Origin of the sequence: Flavobacterium defluvii, from assembly GCF_900129555.1 — a bacterium.
GTDB classification, from domain to species: domain Bacteria; phylum Bacteroidota; class Bacteroidia; order Flavobacteriales; family Flavobacteriaceae; genus Flavobacterium; species Flavobacterium defluvii.
In genome coordinates, this window is sequence record NZ_FQWC01000003.1 from 374,633 (window position 1) to 395,529 (window position 20,897).

At 35.8% G+C, this 20,897-nt stretch carries 10 protein-coding genes; all 10 read left to right on the forward strand.

Annotated features, from left to right (window positions below; all coding sequences use genetic code 11):
• The first annotated feature begins 435 nt into the window (after positions 1 to 435).
• The 10 genes from BUC29_RS09190 to BUC29_RS09235 all read left to right on the forward strand — a co-directional run bounded on the left by BUC29_RS09190 (position 436) and on the right by BUC29_RS09235 (position 20,792).
• On the forward strand, positions 436 to 3,540 hold the full coding sequence (locus BUC29_RS09190; protein WP_073415521.1) for a SusC/RagA family TonB-linked outer membrane protein: 3,105 nt from the start codon (positions 436 to 438) through the stop codon (positions 3,538 to 3,540).
• A 12-nt stretch (positions 3,541 to 3,552) separates the two neighbouring features.
• Positions 3,553 to 5,133 carry a RagB/SusD family nutrient uptake outer membrane protein gene (locus BUC29_RS09195; RefSeq protein WP_073415998.1) on the forward strand — a complete coding sequence of 527 codons (1,581 nt, stop codon included), beginning with the start codon at positions 3,553 to 3,555 and terminating at the stop codon, positions 5,131 to 5,133.
• Positions 5,134 to 5,151: 18 nt separating this feature from the next.
• Positions 5,152 to 6,006: a hypothetical protein gene (locus BUC29_RS09200; RefSeq protein ID WP_073415523.1), complete on the forward strand. Its 855-nt coding sequence runs from the start codon at positions 5,152 to 5,154 to the stop codon at positions 6,004 to 6,006.
• 92 nt (positions 6,007 to 6,098) lie between these two features.
• Positions 6,099 to 8,585 (forward strand): glycoside hydrolase family 2 TIM barrel-domain containing protein, encoded by a 2,487-nt coding sequence (locus BUC29_RS09205; RefSeq protein ID WP_073415525.1) that lies wholly within the window; start codon positions 6,099 to 6,101, stop codon positions 8,583 to 8,585.
• 215 nt (positions 8,586 to 8,800) lie between these two features.
• Positions 8,801 to 11,200, forward strand: coding sequence for a glycoside hydrolase family 31 protein (locus BUC29_RS09210; protein WP_073415527.1), 2,400 nt, complete (start codon positions 8,801 to 8,803; stop codon positions 11,198 to 11,200).
• A 299-nt stretch (positions 11,201 to 11,499) separates the two neighbouring features.
• Positions 11,500 to 13,506 (forward strand): glycoside hydrolase family 97 protein, encoded by a 2,007-nt coding sequence (locus tag BUC29_RS09215; RefSeq protein WP_073415529.1) that lies wholly within the window; start codon positions 11,500 to 11,502, stop codon positions 13,504 to 13,506.
• 143 nt (positions 13,507 to 13,649) lie between these two features.
• The gene (locus BUC29_RS09220) at positions 13,650 to 15,221 is read left to right on the forward strand and encodes a GH39 family glycosyl hydrolase (protein ID WP_073415531.1); all 1,572 of its coding nucleotides are present in this window, start codon (positions 13,650 to 13,652) and stop codon (positions 15,219 to 15,221) included.
• 39 nt (positions 15,222 to 15,260) lie between these two features.
• A complete protein-coding gene (locus tag BUC29_RS09225) occupies positions 15,261 to 17,495 on the forward strand; it encodes a glycoside hydrolase family 3 C-terminal domain-containing protein (protein ID WP_084538613.1) in 2,235 nt (744 codons plus the stop codon).
• On the forward strand, positions 17,479 to 18,732 hold the full coding sequence (locus BUC29_RS09230) for a glycoside hydrolase family 5 protein (RefSeq protein WP_244160804.1): 1,254 nt from the start codon (positions 17,479 to 17,481) through the stop codon (positions 18,730 to 18,732). Before BUC29_RS09225 ends, BUC29_RS09230 begins: the two co-directional genes overlap by 17 nt.
• 113 nt (positions 18,733 to 18,845) lie before the next feature.
• A complete protein-coding gene (locus tag BUC29_RS09235) occupies positions 18,846 to 20,792 on the forward strand; it encodes a sialate O-acetylesterase (RefSeq protein ID WP_073415533.1) in 1,947 nt (648 codons plus the stop codon).
• Positions 20,793 to 20,897: the final 105 nt, after the last annotated feature.

The following is a 20,897-nucleotide window of genomic DNA, read 5'->3' on the forward strand; positions in this document are numbered from 1 at the left end:
AAACAAATAAAATGCATAACTGTCTTTTTGATTACTTAATATTTTTTTAACAGATCAAAAAATTGATAATCAGTCGCTTGAAATTGTGAATTAAAAATCATTTCAGAACCTAAATTCTTTAAATGGTTGATTGTCAAAAAGCTGCGGCGCTATTTTTTTGATATTTTTTATTTCGTTTTAATCTTTCTTCTTGCCAAATTGATAAAAATGAATCCTTATAAATCCGAATAGAAAAAAAATAACCTTAATATTTTGCTAAAATAGAAAAAAAGTTTTACACTTGTAGTCAAAATTACCATAAGATATTTTCAAAATGACTATAAGTTTAAAGTGATGATGTTTTGAAATAGCAGAATGAGGTAATTTTTTAAAGAAATGAAACTACACTTGATTATATAAACTACAACTAACTTAATTTAAACCAACTCTTTTACTATGAAAAGCAAATATTGGATTAAAACAACAATGCTCTCGTTTTGCACGACTATGTTGTTTGGCTTATTTATGATGCAGTCGGCTTTTGCTCAGGCACAATCCCGATCTGTGAGTGGAACTGTAACATCGGCTGTTGACGGAATGGGAGTTCCGGGCGCAACTGTTGCAGTTGAAGGAACAAAAATTGGCGCCGCAACCGATTTTGACGGGAATTATAAAATAGAAGCAAAAACCGGAGACGTTCTTGTTTTTACTTTTATCGGATTTAAAACACAGAAAGTAACAGTAGGAACTCAAAAAACAATCAATGTTACGATGCAGGAAGAAACTGCAGAGTTAAAAGAAATTGTAGTGATTGGTTACGGTACACAAAAGAAAAAAGTAAATACTGCCGCAACTTCATTAGTTTCAGGAAAAGACATTCAGCAGGTTGCGAGTCTTGATGTTGTAAATGCTTTACAAGGTCAGGCTTCGGGAGTTTCTGTAACGTCATCTTCTGGTCAGCCTGGTGCAAACATGGTAGTAAACATTCGTGGTGCGGGAACGGCCGGAAACAGTGATCCGCTTTATGTGGTTGACGGTGTTGTGGTTGATAACGGAATTGGATATCTTGATCCGTCGGTTATTGAAAGGGTGGACGTTCTTAAAGATGCTTCGGCTGCTTCTATTTACGGTGCCAGAGCAGCAAACGGAGTTATTTTGGTAACAACCAAAAAAGGAAAAGACGGAAAAATGAATGTTTCGCTTAATTCATATACAGGTTTTCAGCAGGTTGCTAAAAAACTGGATTTAATGAATACACAGGAATACACAACCATTGCAAACGAAGCACGTATAAATTCAGGTTATGCGCCATTGTATACTCAGGCTCAAATTGCTGCATTTCCTAATCACGACTGGCAGGATGATTTATTTAATGAAGGTGCGATCAAGCAAAATCATTCACTTTTGATTACAGGTGGAGATAAAAAATCGACTATTGCAACGGGATTATCATACTACGGACAAGAAGGAATGATTGGCGGTATAGCAAATCAATCACAATATGATCGTATTACTTTTAGTGTGAATTCAACTTCAGAAGTGATTGAAAATCATTTAAAAATTGGAGAAAACTTCACTTTTGCAAATGTAAAAAGCAGCGGAATTGCTGATGACGGAATTTACAGCAATGGTATTAGAAGTTTCTTAAACGCAGCTCCAATTGATGCAGCGTATGATGCCAATGGAGATTTTGCTCATTCAGTTATTTCAGCAGATATCAGCAACCCGGTTGGATCTTTATACTATAACAACTTTAATCAAACGAAGAACAATCGTTATGTAGGGAACGTTTTTGCAGAATTAAAATTCTTAAAAGATTTTACGTTCAGAACAAGTTTTGGTGTTGATATGACGGATAGTAATTATCGTTCTTTCAGACCTGTTTATTCTCTTTCTTCAAATGATAATAATACAGTTTCGAGCGTTACGCAAAGTGCTACAAAAAGTTCAGGATGGATTTTTGAAAACACACTTCAATACAAAATTACTGTTGCAAACGCTCATAATTTTGATGTCTTAGTAGGTACATCGGCAAAAAAGAATACTTCTGATTATATGGAAGGACAAGGAAGAAACTTGATTTTTGATGATTTTGCCCACGCTTATCTTGACAATGCAAAAGATCCGACATCAAATGTGGTAAAAGGAAATCGTAAAGATTATGCAATTCAGTCTTACTTCGGACGTTTATTGTACGATTACAATAATAAATATTTGTTTTCTGCAACGGTTCGTCGTGATGGTTCTTCGGAATTTGGTCCAAATAACAAATATGCAGTTTTCCCATCTTTTTCTGCAGGATGGAATGTTGACAAAGAAAATTTCCTTGGATTTTTATTCTCAGAAAAAAATGGTTTAAATACTTTAAAACTTAGAGGAAGCTGGGGACAAAACGGTAATGACCAGTTTGCAAGACGTTTTGCTTATATGTCTACAGTAAACTCAACAGATAAAACCTATCATTTCGGAACTGGAGATGAAACTTTATTAGTAGGTTCAAGCCCGGACCAGTTAGCAAACCGCAATTTAAAATGGGAAACTTCAGAACAGTTAGATTTAGGTTTTGATGCTGTGTTGTTTAACAACTTTACTTTGACATTCGATTATTACGATAAAAAAACAAAAGACTGGTTAGTTCTGGCTTCGATTCCAACTTATGCAGGAGCAACAGCACCTTATATAAATGGTGGAGATGTAAGCAATAAAGGTTTCGAGATTGCTTTAGGATATCGTAATCATATTGGCAAAGACTGGAATTTTGGTATCAATGCTAACCTTTCGCGCAACACAAACAAAGTACTTAGAATTGCCAACAACGAAGGCATTATTCACGGAGAAACAAACGTATTGTTTCAAGGTTTAGATGAGATGAACCGTGTTGAGGTTGGAAAACCGATGGGTTATTTCTATGGATTAAAAACCGATGGAATTTTCCAAAATGCGGCTGAAGTTGCAGCGGGAGTTCAGCCAAATGCACAGCCGGGAGACGTTCGTTTTGTGGATTTAAACGGCGATGGAAAAATTGATGCTAATGATAAAACACAAGTTGGTAACCCGAATCCGGATATTACGTATGGTGTAAACTTTGACATTTCATACAAAGCATTTGATTTCTCAATTAATACTTACGGTACAGCCGGAGGACAAAATGTTTTTGGTATTCATGACTACACTCGTGCGTATACAAACAATACAACAGATATTTTAAACAGATGGACAAGCGAAGGAACTTCAAACAGAACTCCTAGAGTTACTTACGGAACTGACGCTAACGGTAATTATACTAAATTCTCGGATTTATATATTCAAAATTCTGATTTCTTCAGAATCAAGAATGCTACGTTTGGATGCGACTTAACAAAGCTTACAAACAAACTTAGTTTCTTCACTAAATTCAGATTATATGTTGCCGGAAATAACATTTACACATTCACAAAATATCAGGGAATGGATCCGGAAATTGGTTTTGGAAACGTAAACCAGTCTTGGGCTAAAGGAATTGATGTTGGATATTACCCACAGCCGCGTACATACATGATGGGTCTAAATGTTAACTTTTAAATTATGAAAACAATGAAACGATATATAAAATTATTTGCCCTTTCAAGCCTTCTTGTTTTAGGTGCTTGTTCGGAGGATTTTTTAGAAAATGAACCATACACAGACAAAGTAACTGAGAATTTTTATAAAACTCCATCAGATGCTTTTGAAGGATTGGTTGCAGTTTATGATGTATTGCAGCGTGAAGCTTACGGCGGACCTTTGTTAATTAGCGAGCAGGCTTCTGATGATTGTTTTGGAGGTTACGGAATTGCCGACGGTCAGGCCGATATTGAATGGGACCGCTTTTTATATGTATCTGATAAAGACATGAATAAAGATGTTTGGTCAAATGCTTATTTAGGAATTTACAGAGCCAACATTTTATTAGAAAATCTGGATAAAGTAGAATGGGGATCAAACATTGCTTTGAAAACGCGTTATGAAGCAGAAGCTCGTTTCTTAAGAGCACACTTCCATTTTACAGTGGCAAAAATGTTTGGAGATATTATTCCGCTGGATCATACTGTAACAACGAGTGAATTTGAATTACCAAGACAATCTCCGGAAGTTACCTATGCTTTAATTGCAAGCGATTTAAAATTTGCAGCAGATAATTTAAACTCTGATAATTATTCACAATACGGAAATGCAAATTTCGGACGTATTACGAAATGGGCTGCCGAAGCTTATCTGGCAAGAACATTTTTATTCTATACCGGAGTTTATGGTAAATCAGATTTGGCTGGAGTAGTTACAAAATCTCAGGCAGTAACTTATATTAATGATGTTGTAAACAATAGCGGCCACGGATTAGTTCCTGATTTTGCGAATCTTTGGTTAGCTGCTTCTTTTGAAAATTTTGTTGGAGAAGACAATACCGAAATGGTTTGGGCTGTTCGTTTTAACGGTTCAGGAAAAGGAAACTGGGATTTACACGAAGGAAACCGTTTTCAGGTAAACATTGCACCGCGTGGAGGAGCAATCGGAAAATATGCAACAGGATGGGGAGGAGCAACCGTAAATCCAAAACTGGTTGCAGCTTACAGCGCCGCTGACACAAGAAAAGCAGCTTCATTCATTGATTATGCTGGAGAAAATCTAAATTTTGATGCACAGGCAAGAGAACAGCGTCAGTACACAGGATATTCATGGAAAAAATATTGTCCAATTACTAATGCAGCAGGAGTAAGTGTTGTAGAAGCAAATGGAGGAAATTTCCAAATTGATAATTATCAGGATTATGCCATTATTCGTTTTGCCGATGTATTATTAATGGCAGCCGAATTAAACTTAGAGTCAAACCCGGCGGTAGCACAAACAGATTTAGACAGAGTTCGTGATCGTGCTTTCAAAAACACAGCCAACAGAGTAACGGCAAATATTCCAAACATCATGAAAGAGCGCCAGTTAGAATTAGCTCTTGAAGGACTTCGTTACTTCGATTTATTGAGACAAGGCATGTCGACAATGAAACAAGCTATAGATAACAATACAGGAGACTCTCAGTTTGGCGTAACTTTTAGAACAGAAACTCAAGGCTGGTTTCCATTACCTCAGTCACAGATAATACTTTCAAACGGAACTATTACGCAAAACCCAGGCTGGAATTAACTTTAAAACAAAATAATTATGAAACGTATATTATATATAATAGTAGCTGCAGTAACTATTGGGTTAACGTTATTTTCTTGCGAACCTGTAGAAGACAGAGATAGTTTACCGGCAGTAACTCTAACACCGTCTACGCTTAAGTTTTCGGTAACACAAAATCCTTCAAACACAAATGAAGTTATATTGAATAATCCCGATCCAACGATAATTCCGTATTGGAAATATGTAGACAGCAACGGAAATGAATTAGGACATTCAAATAAAAGCGATGATAAAATCGTATTTCCTTTTGCCGGAAAATATACAGTTTATTACACAGCGTATACAAGAGGTGGTTCTGTAGACGCAGCTCCGGTTGAAGTTACAGTGACTAAAAATGACGAAGAATATTTCAGTGATCCAAGATGGAATATGCTTACTAACGGTGTAGCCGGAAAAACATGGGAATTGAACATGGCAGATCCTGTTGGATGGGCTGGTTTAGATTATCCTGCAGCTTCTGGAGACAACTGGAACTGGTTTCCGGATTATGCAAGCAACTCTTGGGTAATGCCAAATAAAAACTGGGGCGAAATGCATTTTGATCTTAACGGAGGTTACAACACAAGCGTAACACAAACCGCATTGGCAAGTGCTCAGCAAACTACAAAATCAGGCACTTACAATTTTGATATTGCAAATAACAAACTAACTTTTAACGGAGGTGTTGAAATGCTTTACGGAGGAGATTATTATGGAGACGTAAGCAACTGGTATAGTGTAAAAGTAGTTGAATTATCAGCAACATCTTTACGTTTAGCAGTTATCAGAGATAAAAGTAGAACCGGCGAAGGCGTTTGTTTAATAGTTTTTCACTATAAACCAAAGTCTTAACCCGTTATAAAAACCAAACTACCGGTAGGTAATCAATACAGATGCCTATCGGTATGTTTATATTTGTTATACAAACCACAAAACTACTATCTATGAAAACCAAAAATAAATGCCTAAAACGACTTTTTCTATTCATTTTTTCTGCTATGTTTCTATTGAATTCCTGCAGTAAAAAAGAAGATGTTTTTGCAAAAAGAAAAATCTCTTTTAATGCCGATTGGAGTTTTCATTTAAATGATAGTATAACAGATAAAGACACAATTGGTACTTCAACTAAATGGAGAAATTTAGATGTTCCGCATGATTGGAGTATAGAAGGTAAATTTGATGAGAAAAGCCCAGCAGGATATGGGGGCGGCTCGCTAAATGGGGGTTTAGCATGGTATAAAAAAATATTCAAAATAGATTCTTTAGATATAAATAAAACTATATCAATAACCTTTGACGGGGTTTATAAAAATAGTGAAGTCTGGATAAACGGACATCATTTAGGAAAACGTCCAAACGGATATATTGGCTTTCAATATGAGCTTACTCCATATTTAAATTACGGAGAAAAAAACAACGAAATCATCGTTAAGGTTGACAATTCAAAACAACCAAATTCTCGTTGGTATTCCGGATCAGGAATTTTTAGAAATGTTTGGATCGAAACTACGGATAAACTTCACGTAGGACAATGGGGAACTTATATTACAACTCCAAAAGTTACGGCCGAGAAAGCTTCTATAAGTATTGAAACAACAATCAAAAATCAATACAAAGAAAGTAAGAAAGCAACGGTAACGACCACTATTTTTAAAGAAGATAAAAAAGTAACATCGGTTACTCAAGATATAACCATCAATGCCAACGAAAATCAAATTCTGAATCAAGCGGCAGAAGTTGAAAATCCGATTTTATGGTCAGATGAAAAACCGGAATTATATACAGCAGTCACGGAGATTTCGCTTGACGATAAAGTTGTAGATCAATACAAAACCACTTTCGGAATTAGAGATTTTAAATTTGATTTGAACAAAGGTTTTATTTTAAACGGAAAACAAGTCAAAATAAAAGGAGTCTGTATGCACCATGATTTAGGGCCTTTAGGTTCTGCAATCAACAGGCGCGCCATCGAACGTCAGTTAGAAATTCTAAAAGAAATGGGCGTAAACGGAATCAGAACTTCTCACAATCCGCCCGCTCCGGAACTTCTTGACCTTTGCGATAAAATGGGTTTCATTGTCATGGATGAAGCTTTCGACATGTGGAAGCAAAACAAAACCAAATACGATTACGCAAATGATTGGGATAAATGGCATGAAAGAGATTTAGTTGATCAATTGCGCCGCGACCGAAATCATCCAAGTATTTTTATATGGAGTATTGGTAACGAAATTCCGGAACAATGGAATGAATCTGGTGTTGAAATTGCCAAAGAATTGGCAGCAATTGTTCGCCTTAATGATAAAACCCGCCCGCTTACAGCAGCAATGAATCCGCCGGTAAATATGAATATTGACGAAGTAACGCTTCAATTTGAAAAAAAGAATGTCCAGTTTAATGCCATTGCAAAATCTGGTATTTTAGATTTAATCGGATATAATTATGCACATCAAACCTATGAATATCATCAAAAGAATTTCCCAAACACACCTTTCATAGCAACCGAAACAACTTCAGGTTTAGAAACAAGAGGTTATTATGATGCGGTTTCAGATACCATAAAAAAATGGCCTGTAAGATGGGATCTTAAATTTACAGAGGGAAATCCCGGAAATACGGTTTCTGCTTACGATCAGGTTCAGGCACCGTGGGGTTCAACGCACGAAGCAACCTGGAAAGTGATTAAAAAACACGATTTCCTTTCTGGAATGTACATCTGGACAGGCTTCGATTATATTGGAGAACCAACTCCGTACGAATGGCCGTCGGTAAGTTCATATTTCGGAATTGTAGATTTAGCCGGTTTCCCGAAAGACGTTTATTATATGTACCAAAGCGAATGGACAAATAAAACAGTTCTTCACGTTTTTCCTCATTGGAATTGGAAAGTTGGACAAACGGTTGATGTTTGGGCATACTACAATAATGCAGATGAGGTGGAACTTTTCGTAAATAGAAAATCAGTTGGAAAACGAAGTAAAAAAGGAGATGATTTGCACGTAATGTGGAGAATTCCTTTTGAAGCAGGAACCTTAAAAGCCATTTCTAGTAAAAACGGAAAAGTAGTTTTAGAAAAAGAAATTACAACAGCTGGAAATCCTTCACAATTAAAACTGACAGCGGATAGAAGTACTATCAAAGCAGATAAAAACGATTTGTCATTTATCACAGTTGATATTTTAGACGATAAAGGAACAATTGCTCCAAATGCCAATAACGAAATCAATTTCTCTTTAAAAGGAAATGGAAAAATTGTAGGTGTTTGCAGCGGAGATCCGGTAAGTCACGAATCTTATAAAGGGACAAAACATACCGCTTTGGCAGGAAAATGTCTGGTTATTGTACAATCGGGAGATAAATCAGAAAGATTGGAATTGACCGCAAAAGCGAATGGACTAAAACAAGCAACAATTGTAATTACAACCGAATGATAATCATAATACGTTAAATTTTAAACACATAGAAACATAGATTTTTTGTTTGTAAAAAAGAAAATTAAAAGAAACTAGTTTCTAACACATAGCTATGTGAATTTAAACAAGTGAAACGCCTTTTAAAGACCCCGATGATCTATGATTCTATGTGTTTAAAAGATTTTAAGATATAAAAAAGTTAAACTTAGAAGGTTCAAAAATAAAATTAACTCATGAAAAACAGACAACTAACCACATTGTTCTCAGCTTTTATGCTTGGGTTTGTTTTGACGCCAAAAGCTTCAGCTCAAATCCAAAATGCAGATGTATTGAATGCTCCAATAGACATCAGTAAAGATTTTCAGAACTATCTGAATACTTTTTATTTCGCAGACGAATTAGCTTCTTTTGATCCTGCAACAGGAAAAGGAACAATTAAATATTTGAGATACAATTATAAAACACGTCAGGCTTTCAATAACATGATGATGAAACCTGATGTGGAAAAAGCAAACGAATTTCCAACAACAGAATATGAAGAATCACCTGTTTTGCCATTCGAAATTCAGTTTGTTTCAGATAGAACTATCAGAATAAAAACTACTTCAGGACCGCAATTTCATCCACAAAAAGAATCCTTAATGTTGGTTGACGGTGTTGCGCCAAATCACCCAGAATTATGGAAATATGCTAAAATCGAAGGCGGTCACAGTTATACAAGTAAACACGGAAAAGTTGAAATTTTGACAAAACCGTGGCACGTAAAAATTTACGATGAAAACGGAAAACTGTTAACAAGTACACTTCACGATACCGATTTTAAAAATTCGTATACGCCAACGCTTCCATTTTCTTACGTCCGCAGAAACAGCGATTATTCAAGAAGTATGGGCGCTGCGTTCAGTTTAGAACCAGACGAAAAGATATTTGGCTGCGGTGAATCATTCACACAATTCAACAAACGCGGTCAAAAAGTAGTTTTATGGACCGATGATGCCAACGGAATTCAGAATGAAACGATGTACAAACCAATTCCGTTTTACATGAGCAGCCGTGGTTATGGAGTTTTTATGCATCATTCAACACCAATAACTGTTGACTTTGGAAAATATTTTGGAAGTGCCAACGAAATGTACATTGGCGATGACGAAGCTGATTTGTTTTTCTTCATTGGAGAACCGAAAGACATTTTAGATCAATACACGAATTTAACTGGAAAAGCCGCCATGCCGCCGCTTTGGTCATTCGGTTTCTGGATGAGCAGAATTACTTATTTTACAGAAAAAGAAGGTCGTGATGTAGCAAGAGATTTGCGTAAATATAAAATTCCAACCGATGTAATTCACTATGATACAGGTTGGTTTGATGTAGATTGGAGAAACAATTACGAGTTTGCAAAATCTCGTTTTCCAGACGCTAAAAAAATGATGTCAGATTTAAAAGAAGATGGTTTTCATGTGTGTTTATGGCAATTACCATATTTCACACCAAAAAACACTTTGTTCCCTGAAATTATGGACAAAAATTTAGCGGTAAGAGACCGAAAAGGAAATCTTCCTTATGAAGATGCTGTTTTAGATTTCTCAAATCCGGAAACAGTTTCTTGGTACCAAGGAAAATTGAAAAAATTATTCGATGAAGGCGTTTCAGTTTTTAAAGTTGATTTTGGAGAAGCTGCTCCGCCAGACGGAATTTATCATTCTGGAAGAACAGGTTTTTACGAACATAATTTATACCCATTACGATACAATAAAGCAGTTGCCGAAATTACCCAAAAAGAAAAAGGTTATACTTTAATCTGGGCAAGAAGTACTTGGGCAGGAAGTCAGCGTTATCCTTTGCATTGGGGAGGAGACGCCGAAACTTCAAACGGGGCAATGTCGGCAGAATTACGCGGCGGACTTTCATTAGGCTTAAGCGGATTCAGTTTCTGGAGTCACGATGTTGGAGGATTTGCCACAAAATCACCAGAGAATTTATACAGAAGATGGGCGCCATTCGGAATGTTTACTTCACACGTAAGAAGCCACGGAGAGCCTCCGCGCGAACCTTGGTTATACAGCAAAGATTTCCTGGAAGGTTTCAGAAAAGCAGATAATATGCGTTACGAATTAATGCCTTATATCTACGCTCAGGCAAAAGAGAGTTCTCAAAAAGGTTTACCAATGATGCGTGCTCTTTTTGTAGAATATCCAAACGATCCGGGAGCTTGGTTAGTAGATAATGAATATTTATTCGGATCAAGCATCTTAGTTGCACCACTTTTTGAAGAAGTTACAGAAAGAGATGTTTATCTTCCAGAAGGAACATGGATTGACTATCAAACTAAAAAAGTATATCAATCAGGATGGCATAAAATCAAAGCCGGAGAAGTGCCAATCGTAGTTTTGGTAAAAGACGGAACTGCATTGCCTCACATCGGTTTAGCACAGTCTACAAAAGATATGGATTGGAGCAAATTAACATTAAAAGTATACGCAAGCGACAAAACAACTTCGGCGACAGCCAAAGTGTTTTTGCCAAATGATACGGCAGTTCAGGAAATAAAAGTGACCAAAACTGGAAACAATTTTGAAGTAACAGCAAATCCATTAAACGGAAAAACCACTTTTAAAACAGAGTGGGCAAAATAAAAAAGTTAGCCACGAATTTCACGAATTCCCACGAATTGAATTGGTGATAATTGTGAAATTCGTGGCAAAAAATAAAATATTTAAACACATAGAAACATAGATTTTTTTGTTTTGAATAAAAGAAAAAGTGGAAAGAAACTAGTTTCTCACACATAGAAACTATGTTTGTTTAAACAAGTGAAACGCCTTTTTTAAGTTTCTAATAAGCTATGATTCTATGTGTTTAAAAAATATAGCCACAGTTTTAAAATCCATATAATCTTTTTAATCTGTGGCAAAAAAATATAATTCCCAAAAACATGAAAAACTATCTAATTCTCCCAGCCGTACTGTTTTCAATAACAATTGGCTACAGCCAAAAAGTAAAAAACGCTTACGAACTAGCTTCGCCAAACGGACAAAATAAAATCAAATTTGAGCTTGTAAAAAATGCTCCAAAATACGCCGTTTCGCACGGAAAAACAGAAGTGATTTCTCCGTCTGATATGGGATTTGTATTGAAAGGAAATGAAGACTTAAGTTCAAACTTTGAAATCAAAGGCGCTAAAACTTCAACTTTTGATGAAACCTGGGAACAAGTTTGGGGAGAAAAGAAAAACATTAGAAATCACTACAATCAGCTTTCGGTAGAATTACAGCAAAAAAGCGGAAATAAGAGAAAGTTAGAAATTCAATTTCGCGCGTTTGATGACGGAGTTGCCTTTAGATATGTTTATCCAAAACAAAATGTAAAAGACAGTATTTTCATTATGGATGAAAAAACGACTTTTAATTTAAAAGAAGATGGAAAAGCATGGTGGATTCCTGCAAACAGAGAAAACCGTGACGAATATCTTTTTAAAGATTCTCCGGTAAGTACTTTGGATACAGTTTTGACTCCGCTTACAATAGAAAGCAAAAACGGATTAGCTTTGAGTTTTCACGAAGCAAATCTGGTTGATTTTGCCAGTATGACTTTGGTAAACACAAAAGGTACAGAATTAAAATCTGATTTGGTGCCGTGGACTGATGGCGTAAAAGTTCGTGTAAAAGATACTTTCACATCTTCTTGGAGAACAATTCAAATTGGTGAAAAACCAGCAGATTTAATTATGTCTTATTTGATTTTAAATCTGAACGAACCAAACAAATTAAAAAACACAAACAGCTATTTCAAACCTTATAAATATTTAGGAATTTGGTGGGGAATGCACATTGGAAAATATACTTTTTGGGAAAGCGATAAACAAGGCGCAACCACAAAACACGCCGAAGAATATATTGATTTTACAGCAAAAGAAGGTTTTAATCATTTATTAATTGAAGGCTGGAACAAAGGCTGGACACCGCAATGGTACGAAAACCACATGCACATGTTCAGTTTCACAAAAAGTGCTGACAATTTCGATTTAGAAAAAGTCGTAGAATATGGAAAGAAAAACAATGTAGAACTTATTGGTTATCATGAAACAGGTTCGAACTTAATTAATTATTTAAAAGAAGTTGATGAAGGTTTTGCTTTATACAAAAAACTCGGAATTCATACCGTAAAAATTGGTCATGTAGGTTCTAAATTGAATATGAAACAAATGCATTTTGGGCAGTTTGGAGTAAATTATTTCAGATATATTTTAGAAAAAGCTGCACAATACAATTTAGCCGTTTTATATCACGAATCAATTAAAGATACCGGAGAAAGAAGAACTTTCCCGAACATGGTTTCGAGAGAAGCAGCGCGCGGACAAGAATATAACGCTTGGAGCGAAGGAAATCCGCCAAATCATTTAAGCATAATTCCGTTTACAAGATTACTTTCTGGTCCAATGGATTTCACGCCTGGAATTTTTGATGTTGAGGTAAAACAAGGTTATCCGGGAAAAAGAATTCAGGGAACAGTTGGTCAGCAATTGGCATTGTATGTTACACTTTATTCTCCAATTCAAATGTTGGCAGATCTTCCAGAAAACTACGAAGGAAAACCTGCTTTACAATTCTTAAAAGATGTTCCAACAGATTGGGAAGACACTAAAATCTTAGAAGGAAAAATTGGTGAATACATCACAACAGCTCGTAAAGACAGAAACAGCGCTGATTGGTATTTAGGAACTTTGACCAATGAAAAACCAAGAAACGTAGAAGTTTCATTATCATTCTTAGATCCAAATGCAACTTACGAAGCACAGATTTATGTTGATGCTGAAGGAACAGATCAAACACATAATCCGGAAGCAGTGGCAATTTCGAAGAAAACCGTAAAAGCTTCAGATAAATTACAATTGAAATTAGGCGGTGCTGGCGGTGGTGCAGTGAGATTCAAAAAAATATAATTATTGGTTTTAATATCCTAACAGGTTTCCAAAACCTGTTAGGTATCAAATATCAAGTCACAATAATGAAATTATTAGATTAGGTAAATAAATACCTAACAGGTTTTGGAAACCTGTTAGGATAACCAAAAACACATTTTCAGATGAAAAGAATTTTTATACTCCTAGTTTTAATTCATTCAATCCAAATTATTGGACAAAATAACAATGCTGAAAACCGAATCATAAAAGTCGATTACAGAAAAGAAGCAGGAAAACTAAACACCATGTTTAAAGAATGCATCGGAGCCGGAAGAGCAAACGAAGGCCTTCGTGCAGATTGGCAACAACAATGGGCATTGGTGAAAAAAGAATGTGATTTTAAATACATTCGTTTTCATGGTTTATTGACCGATGATATGGGGGTTTATCGTGAAGACGAAAAAGGAAATCCCGAATACAATTATCAATATGTCGATGTTTTGTTCGATTATATTGTAAGTTTAAAAATGAAACCTTTTGTAGAATTAGGTTTTATGCCGAATGCATTAGCAAGCGGAAAAGAAACTATTTTTTGGTGGCGCGGCAATGTAACGCCTCCAAAAGATTATAAAAAATGGGAAGATTTAATTCAAAATTTAGCACAGCATTTTACAGAACGTTACGGCGCAGAAGAAGTAAAAACTTGGTATTTTGAAGTTTGGAACGAACCGAATTTATCTCCGGGTTTCTGGACAGGAACTCAGGCAGATTATTTCAAATTATATGAATACAGCGCCCGTGCAATAAAAAGTGTAAACAAAGATTACAAAGTTGGCGGTCCGGCAACAGCAGGCGCGGCGTGGGTTCCGGAAACAATAGATTTTTGTGCAAAAAATAATGTTCCGATGGACTTTGTTTCGACACATACTTACGGAGTAAAACACGGATATCTGGATGAATTCGGAACATCGGGAACAATTTTAAGTCAGGATGAATTCAGCGTAAGCGGCGATATTTTAAATTCAAGAAAACAAATTACAGCTTCGGCAAAACCAAATTTAGAATTGCATTATACAGAATGGAGTACCTCTTATACGCCAGCAGATCCAATTCACGATAGTTACCATTCGGCTGCGTATATTTTGCAGAAAATAAAACAAGTCGGCAATGCGGCAAACTCCATGTCGTATTGGGTTTTTACCGATATTTTTGAAGAAGCCGGACCAAGATTTACCCCTTTTCACGGCGGTTTCGGATTATTGAATACGCAGGGAATTAAAAAGCCAGCCTATTTCTCGTATTATTTAATGAATAAATTAGGAGAAACAGAACTTCAAAATACCGATAAAAATTCGTGGATAACCAAAAATGAAAAAGGCGATGTTCAGCTTTTATTCTGGGATTTTACGAATACACATCCGGGCGATAAAGTTTTAAATCAAACCTATTATCTTCAGGATTTACCTTCGAAATCAAAAGGAATTGTAAAAATCGAATTAGACCATTTAGCAAAAGGAAAATACGATTTAGAAATTTACAAAGTTGGTTATAAAACACAAGATGTTTATGCCGATTATCTGGCCATGAAAAGCCCGAAACAATTGAGTAAAGAACAAGTAAAACTGCTCAAAGAAAAAAATAGTAATTGTCTTCTTTCAACAGAAAAAATAAAAATCGATGCAAAAGGAACATTCAATAGAGAAATTGCAATTAACGAAAATGACGTTTATATGTTTAGATTTGTAAAACATTAAACTAACTATAAAATCTAAAAACTAAAAAAACCACAATCAATGAAAAACAAATTTATATACTTCTCGGCAGCATTAGCGGTTATGCTTTTTGTTTCGTGCAAAAATGAAGTACAAAATTCAGAATCTGAATCAGCTCAAAAAGAATATTTAGGAAAAGAAATCGGTACAGAACACGATGCCGAAATAGATAAATTAATTTCTCAAATGACACTTGAGGAAAAAGTTGGAATGCTTCATGGTAACAGTATGTTTGCCAATGCAGGCGTAAAACGTTTAGGAATTCCCGAATTAAAAATGGCCGACGGTCCGCTTGGAGTTCGCGAAGAAATCTCAAGAGACAATTGGGCTCCGGCTGGCTGGACAAACGATTTTGCCACTTATTATCCTGCAGGCGGCGCTTTGGCAGCAACGTGGAATTCTGAAATGGCGCATACTTTTGGAACTAGTTTAGGTGAAGAATTACGTGCAAGAGACAAAGACATGTTACTTTCTCCGGCAATTAATATGGTAAGAACGCCGCTTGGAGGAAGAACTTACGAATACATGTCAGAAGATCCGTTTTTGAATAAAAAAATTGCCGTGCCTTTGATCGTTGGTTTACAGGAAAAAGATGTAATGGCTTGCGTAAAACATTTCGCCGCAAACAATCAGGAAACCAATCGTGATTTTGTAGATGTGCAGATTGACGAGCGTACACTTCGCGAAATTTATCTTCCAGCTTTTGAAGCTTCTGTAAAAGAAGCAAAAGCGTACAGTATAATGGGCGCTTACAATAAATTTAGAGGAGAATATTTATGTGAAAACGATTATATGCTAAATAAAATCCTTCGTGACGAATGGGGATTTAAAGGAATTGTCGTTTCAGACTGGGCTGCGGTACATTCAACAGCAAAATCTTTGAAAAACGGTTTAGATATTGAAATGGGAACACCAAAACCTTTCAATGAATTTTTCTTAGCCGATAAATTAATCGCTGCAGTTAAATCCGGAGAAGTTTCAGAAAAAGAAATTGATCTTCATGTAAAACGTATTTTAAGAGTTTTATTCCAGGTTAAAGCAATGGGCGGCGGCGAGCGTGCAAAAGGAAGCATAGCAACCGAAGCACATTACCAAGATGCTTACAAAATTGCTGCAGAAGCCGTAGTTTTATTGAAAAATGAAAATAACGCATTGCCATTGAAACTGGACGGAGTTAAATCTATCGCCGTAATTGGAAACAACGCTACAAAGAAAAATGCACTTGGCGGATTTGGCGCAGGAGTAAAAACAAAAAGAGAAATCACACCGCTTGAAGGTTTAAAAAATAGACTTCCATCTTCCATAAAAATCAATTATGCTGAAGGATATTTAGAGCGTTACGATAAAAAGAACAGAGGAAATTTAGGAAATATTACGGCTAACGGTCCAGTTACAATTGATGAACTAGATCCGGCAAAAGTGCAGGAAGCGGTAGATGCAGCTAAAAATTCTGATGTTGCGATCATCTTTGCGGGTTCCAACCGCGATTACGAAACGGAAGCTTCAGATAGAAGAGATTTACATTTGCCTTTCGGACAAGAAGAATTAATTCAGAAAGTATTGGCAGTAAATCCAAAAACAATTGTAGTTTTTGTTGCCGGAGCACCTTTTCAAATAGAAAATATCAGCCAAAAATCGCAAGCTGTAGTTTGGTCTTGGTTTAACGGTTCTGAAGGAGGAAATGCTTTAGCCGATGTATTATTAGGAAAAGTAAATCCGTCAGGAAAATTACCTTGGACAATGCCAAAACAGTTAAAAGATTCTCCTGCACACGCTACTAACAGTTTCCCTGGAGACAAAACGGTAAATTATGCAGAAGGAATTTTAATAGGATACCGTTGGTTTGATACTAAAAATGTTGCGCCATTATATCCTTTCGGATACGGATTATCATACACGACTTTTGCTTTTGGAAATGCAAAAACAGATAAAACTTCTTATGCTCAAAACGAAACAATCTCCGTTTCTGTTGAAGTAAAAAACACAGGAAAAGTAGATGGAAAAGAGGTAGTTCAATTATATACTTCAAAATCAAATTCTAAAGTAACACGTGCAGCGCAGGAATTAAAAGGATTTACAAAAGTATTGGTTAAAGCCGGAGGAACTGAAACCGTTACGATTAAAGTTCCGGTAAAAGAATTGGCTTATTATGATGTTGCGGCCAAAAAATGGACAATTGAACCGGGAAAATACACTTTAAACGTGGGGAATTCTTCAAGAGATTTAAAATTCAAACTTGATGTCACAATTAAATAAGATGAAAAACACAATCAAAACTTATTTATTGAGTACGTTTTTATGTTTCTCTTTTTTAAGTATTTGGGCTTGCAGTTCTGATAAAGAAGAAGAAAAACAAGAAACAGTTGAAGTTGTTGGTTTATATCCAAGTTACAATACCAATCCAATTGCAGCTGATGCATCTGGAATGTCGAGTACAGCGGCTCAATTGGCAGCGAAAATAAAATTAGGTTGGAATATCGGAAACACTTTAGAAGCAACCGGAGGCGAAACTGCTTGGGGAAATCCAAAAGTGACAAAAGATTTAATAGATGCCGTTAAGGCAAATGGATTCAATGCGATAAGAATTCCGTGTTCATGGAATCAATATTTAGAAAATGCTGCAACAGCAAAAATTAAAACAGAATGGCTGGACAGAGTTAAAGAAGTCGTTCAGTATTGCGTTGATAATCATATGTACGTTGTAGTGAATATTCACTGGGACGGCGGCTGGCTGGAAAATAACATCACCGAAGCCAAAAAAGTAGAAAACAATGCCAAACAAAAAGCTTTTTGGGAACAAATCGCAACACATTTACGCGGATTTGACGAACATCTTCTTTTTGCAAGTGCGAACGAACCAGCGGTTGAAGATGCAACACAAATGGCAGTTTTAACTTCGTATCACCAAACTTTTATTGATGCTGTTCGTTCAACTGGAGGGAAAAATGCAAATCGTGTTTTAGTTATTCAGGGACCAACAACAGATATCGAAAAAACGAATAAATTAATGACCACATTACCAACAGATAAAGTGGCCAATAAAATGATGGTTGAGGTTCATTATTACGCTCCGTGGAATTTTGGCGGATTAACTAAAGATGAATCCTGGGGAAAAATGTTCTATTATTGGGGAGCAAATTATCATTCAACAACAGATACGGAACGAAATGCAACTTATGGAGAAGAAGCTGATTTGGAGAAAAATTTCAAATTAATGAAAACCCAGTTTGTCGATAAAGGAATTCCGGTTTTGCTTGGAGAATTTGGAGCAATTCGTAGAACGACTTTAACTGGAGATGCCTTAACTTTACATTTAGCTTCGAGAGCGTATTATTTAAAAACGGTCGTAAAAACGGCAAAAGCAAATGGATTATTACCTTTTTATTGGGACGAAGGAAGTATTGGAAACAACGGTTTCGGAATTTTTAACAGAACCAATAATACCGTTTTTGATACTCAGGTTTTAACAGCTCTGAAAGAAGGATTACAGTAAGAAATTTTTATAAAACCATATAAATGATATAAGATAATTTAAGTTTTTGTTTGATTCAGAACTTATTTTACTTATATCACTTATATGGTTTAAACAATTTAAATTGAGAAGAAATGAAAAAAAGTATTGTATTTATTTTTCTGATAATAAATGTTTTAGCTAATGCTAATGTCAAAATGCCTTTGCTGTTTTCTGACGGAATGGTATTGCAGCGAGACAAAAAGATTCCAGTTTGGGGTTTTGCTGATGCAGATGAAAAAATCGAGGTTCATTTTAACAAACAAATTCAAAAAACAACGGCTGATAAAAACGGGAAATGGACTTTAAATCTAAATTCTGAAAAAGCCGGCGGACCTTTCGAATTAATAATTATCGGAAAAAATAAAATCACGATCAAAAATGTTTTGGTTGGTGAAGTCTGGATTTGCAGCGGACAATCGAATATGGAATTTCAGGTTTCTAAAACGATGAATGCCGAAAAAGAAATTGCAAATTCTGATTACCCAATGATTCGTCATTTTGGAGTGGCACAAGATTTAAGCGGAAAACCAAAAGACGATTTAAAAGCTGGAAAATGGGAAGTCGCAAACAAAGAAACGGTTGGAAATTTTACAGCAGTTGGGTATTATTTCGCCAGAAAATTATATACCGAATTAAAAATTCCAATCGGGATTATCAATACTTCCTGGGGTGGCACAAATGTTGAAACCTGGACAAGCCGTGAAGCTTTTCAAAAAAGTGATGAATTTAAAAACATGATTGCTGATGTTCCGGTAATGAATGTCGATTCTATTTCAGTTTTATACGCAAAGCGAATGAAAGAAAGGGTCGAAAAAATTCAAGGGACTTCTATAGGCACAGCAAATGAAAATACATTCAAAGAACTTTCTTTTGATGATAATTCTTGGGGTGAATTAAACACACCAGGTATATGGGAAAATCAGCCGCTTGGCGATTTAGACGGTATAGTTTGGATGCGAAAAACGATTACTCTTTCGGCAGAAGACATTAAAAATAAGGTAACGTTAAGCTTAGCAAAAATAGATGATGAAGATATTACTTATGTAAACGGAATTGAAGTTGGAAAAAATACACAATATGATATAAAACGTGTTTACGAAATTCCATTAAACATTTTAAAAGAAGGAAAAAATGTAATTGCCGTTAGAGTTGTAGACAACGGCGGCGGCGGTGGAATTTATGGCGAAGCACAAGATTTAAAATTAACGGCAGGAAAGAAAGATATTCCGCTTGACGGAAAATGGAAATTTAAAGTTATTGTAGTAAAAACATCTTTATCGCCAAATAGTTATCCGTCATTATTATACAATGCAATGGTAAATCCGCTGGTTCCGTATGCTATTGAAGGCGTTTTATGGTATCAGGGCGAAGCCAATGTTTGGAGAGCGAATCAATATAAAAAAGCATTTCCGTTGATGATTACTGACTGGCGAACAAAATTCAAACAAGGAGATTTTCCTTTTTACTTCGTTCAATTGTCCACTTTTGATGAATTTGGAGGAAACAGTCAAAAAGGAAGCCGTTGGGCAGAACTTCGCGAAGCACAATCAGAAACATTGAAATTGCCAAACACCGGAATGGCAGTTACGACAGATATTGGAAACGCAAAAGATATTCACCCAATCAACAAACAAGATATTGGTTTGCGTTTGGCTGCAGTGGCTTTAAATAATATTTACGGCAAAAAGCAAGTTCACAGCGGACCAACTTATAAATCTCAGGAAATAAAAGGAAGTCAAATTATTTTGACTTTTGATAATATCGGCAGCGGATTATCAACGCCAAATAACGATGAATTAAAAGGTTTTGAAATCGCCGGATCAGACAAAGTTTTTCATTCCGCAAAAGCGATAATAAAAGACAACAAAATAATTGTTTCAAGCGATCAGGTTCAAAATCCCGTTGCAGTGCACTACGGCTGGGCAGACGACGATACCGAAATTAATCTTTTCAATAAAGAAAAATTCCCGGCATCACCATTTAGAACCGATAATTGGGAAATGATTACGGCAAATGAAGTTTATAAAGTGAGTAAGTAGCTTTCTATCCTAACAGGTTTTCAAAACCTGTTAGGTATCCACTAGATTTTTTTATTAGTTTATATAAAAAATAAATACCTAACAGGTTTTGAAAACCTGTTAGGA

Coding starts and splice junctions, on each gene's coding strand:
- BUC29_RS09190 (WP_073415521.1), top strand. CDS start 436: ATGAAAAGCAAATATTGGATTAAAACAACAATGCTCTCGTTTTGCACG.
- BUC29_RS09195 (WP_073415998.1), top strand. CDS start 3,553: ATGAAACGATATATAAAATTATTTGCCCTTTCAAGCCTTCTTGTTTTA.
- BUC29_RS09200 (WP_073415523.1), top strand. CDS start 5,152: ATGAAACGTATATTATATATAATAGTAGCTGCAGTAACTATTGGGTTA.
- BUC29_RS09205 (WP_073415525.1), top strand. CDS start 6,099: ATGAAAACCAAAAATAAATGCCTAAAACGACTTTTTCTATTCATTTTT.
- BUC29_RS09210 (WP_073415527.1), top strand. CDS start 8,801: ATGAAAAACAGACAACTAACCACATTGTTCTCAGCTTTTATGCTTGGG.
- BUC29_RS09215 (WP_073415529.1), top strand. CDS start 11,500: ATGAAAAACTATCTAATTCTCCCAGCCGTACTGTTTTCAATAACAATT.
- BUC29_RS09220 (WP_073415531.1), top strand. CDS start 13,650: ATGAAAAGAATTTTTATACTCCTAGTTTTAATTCATTCAATCCAAATT.
- BUC29_RS09225 (WP_084538613.1), top strand. CDS start 15,261: ATGAAAAACAAATTTATATACTTCTCGGCAGCATTAGCGGTTATGCTT.
- BUC29_RS09230 (WP_244160804.1), top strand. CDS start 17,479: ATGTCACAATTAAATAAGATGAAAAACACAATCAAAACTTATTTATTG.
- BUC29_RS09235 (WP_073415533.1), top strand. CDS start 18,846: ATGAAAAAAAGTATTGTATTTATTTTTCTGATAATAAATGTTTTAGCT.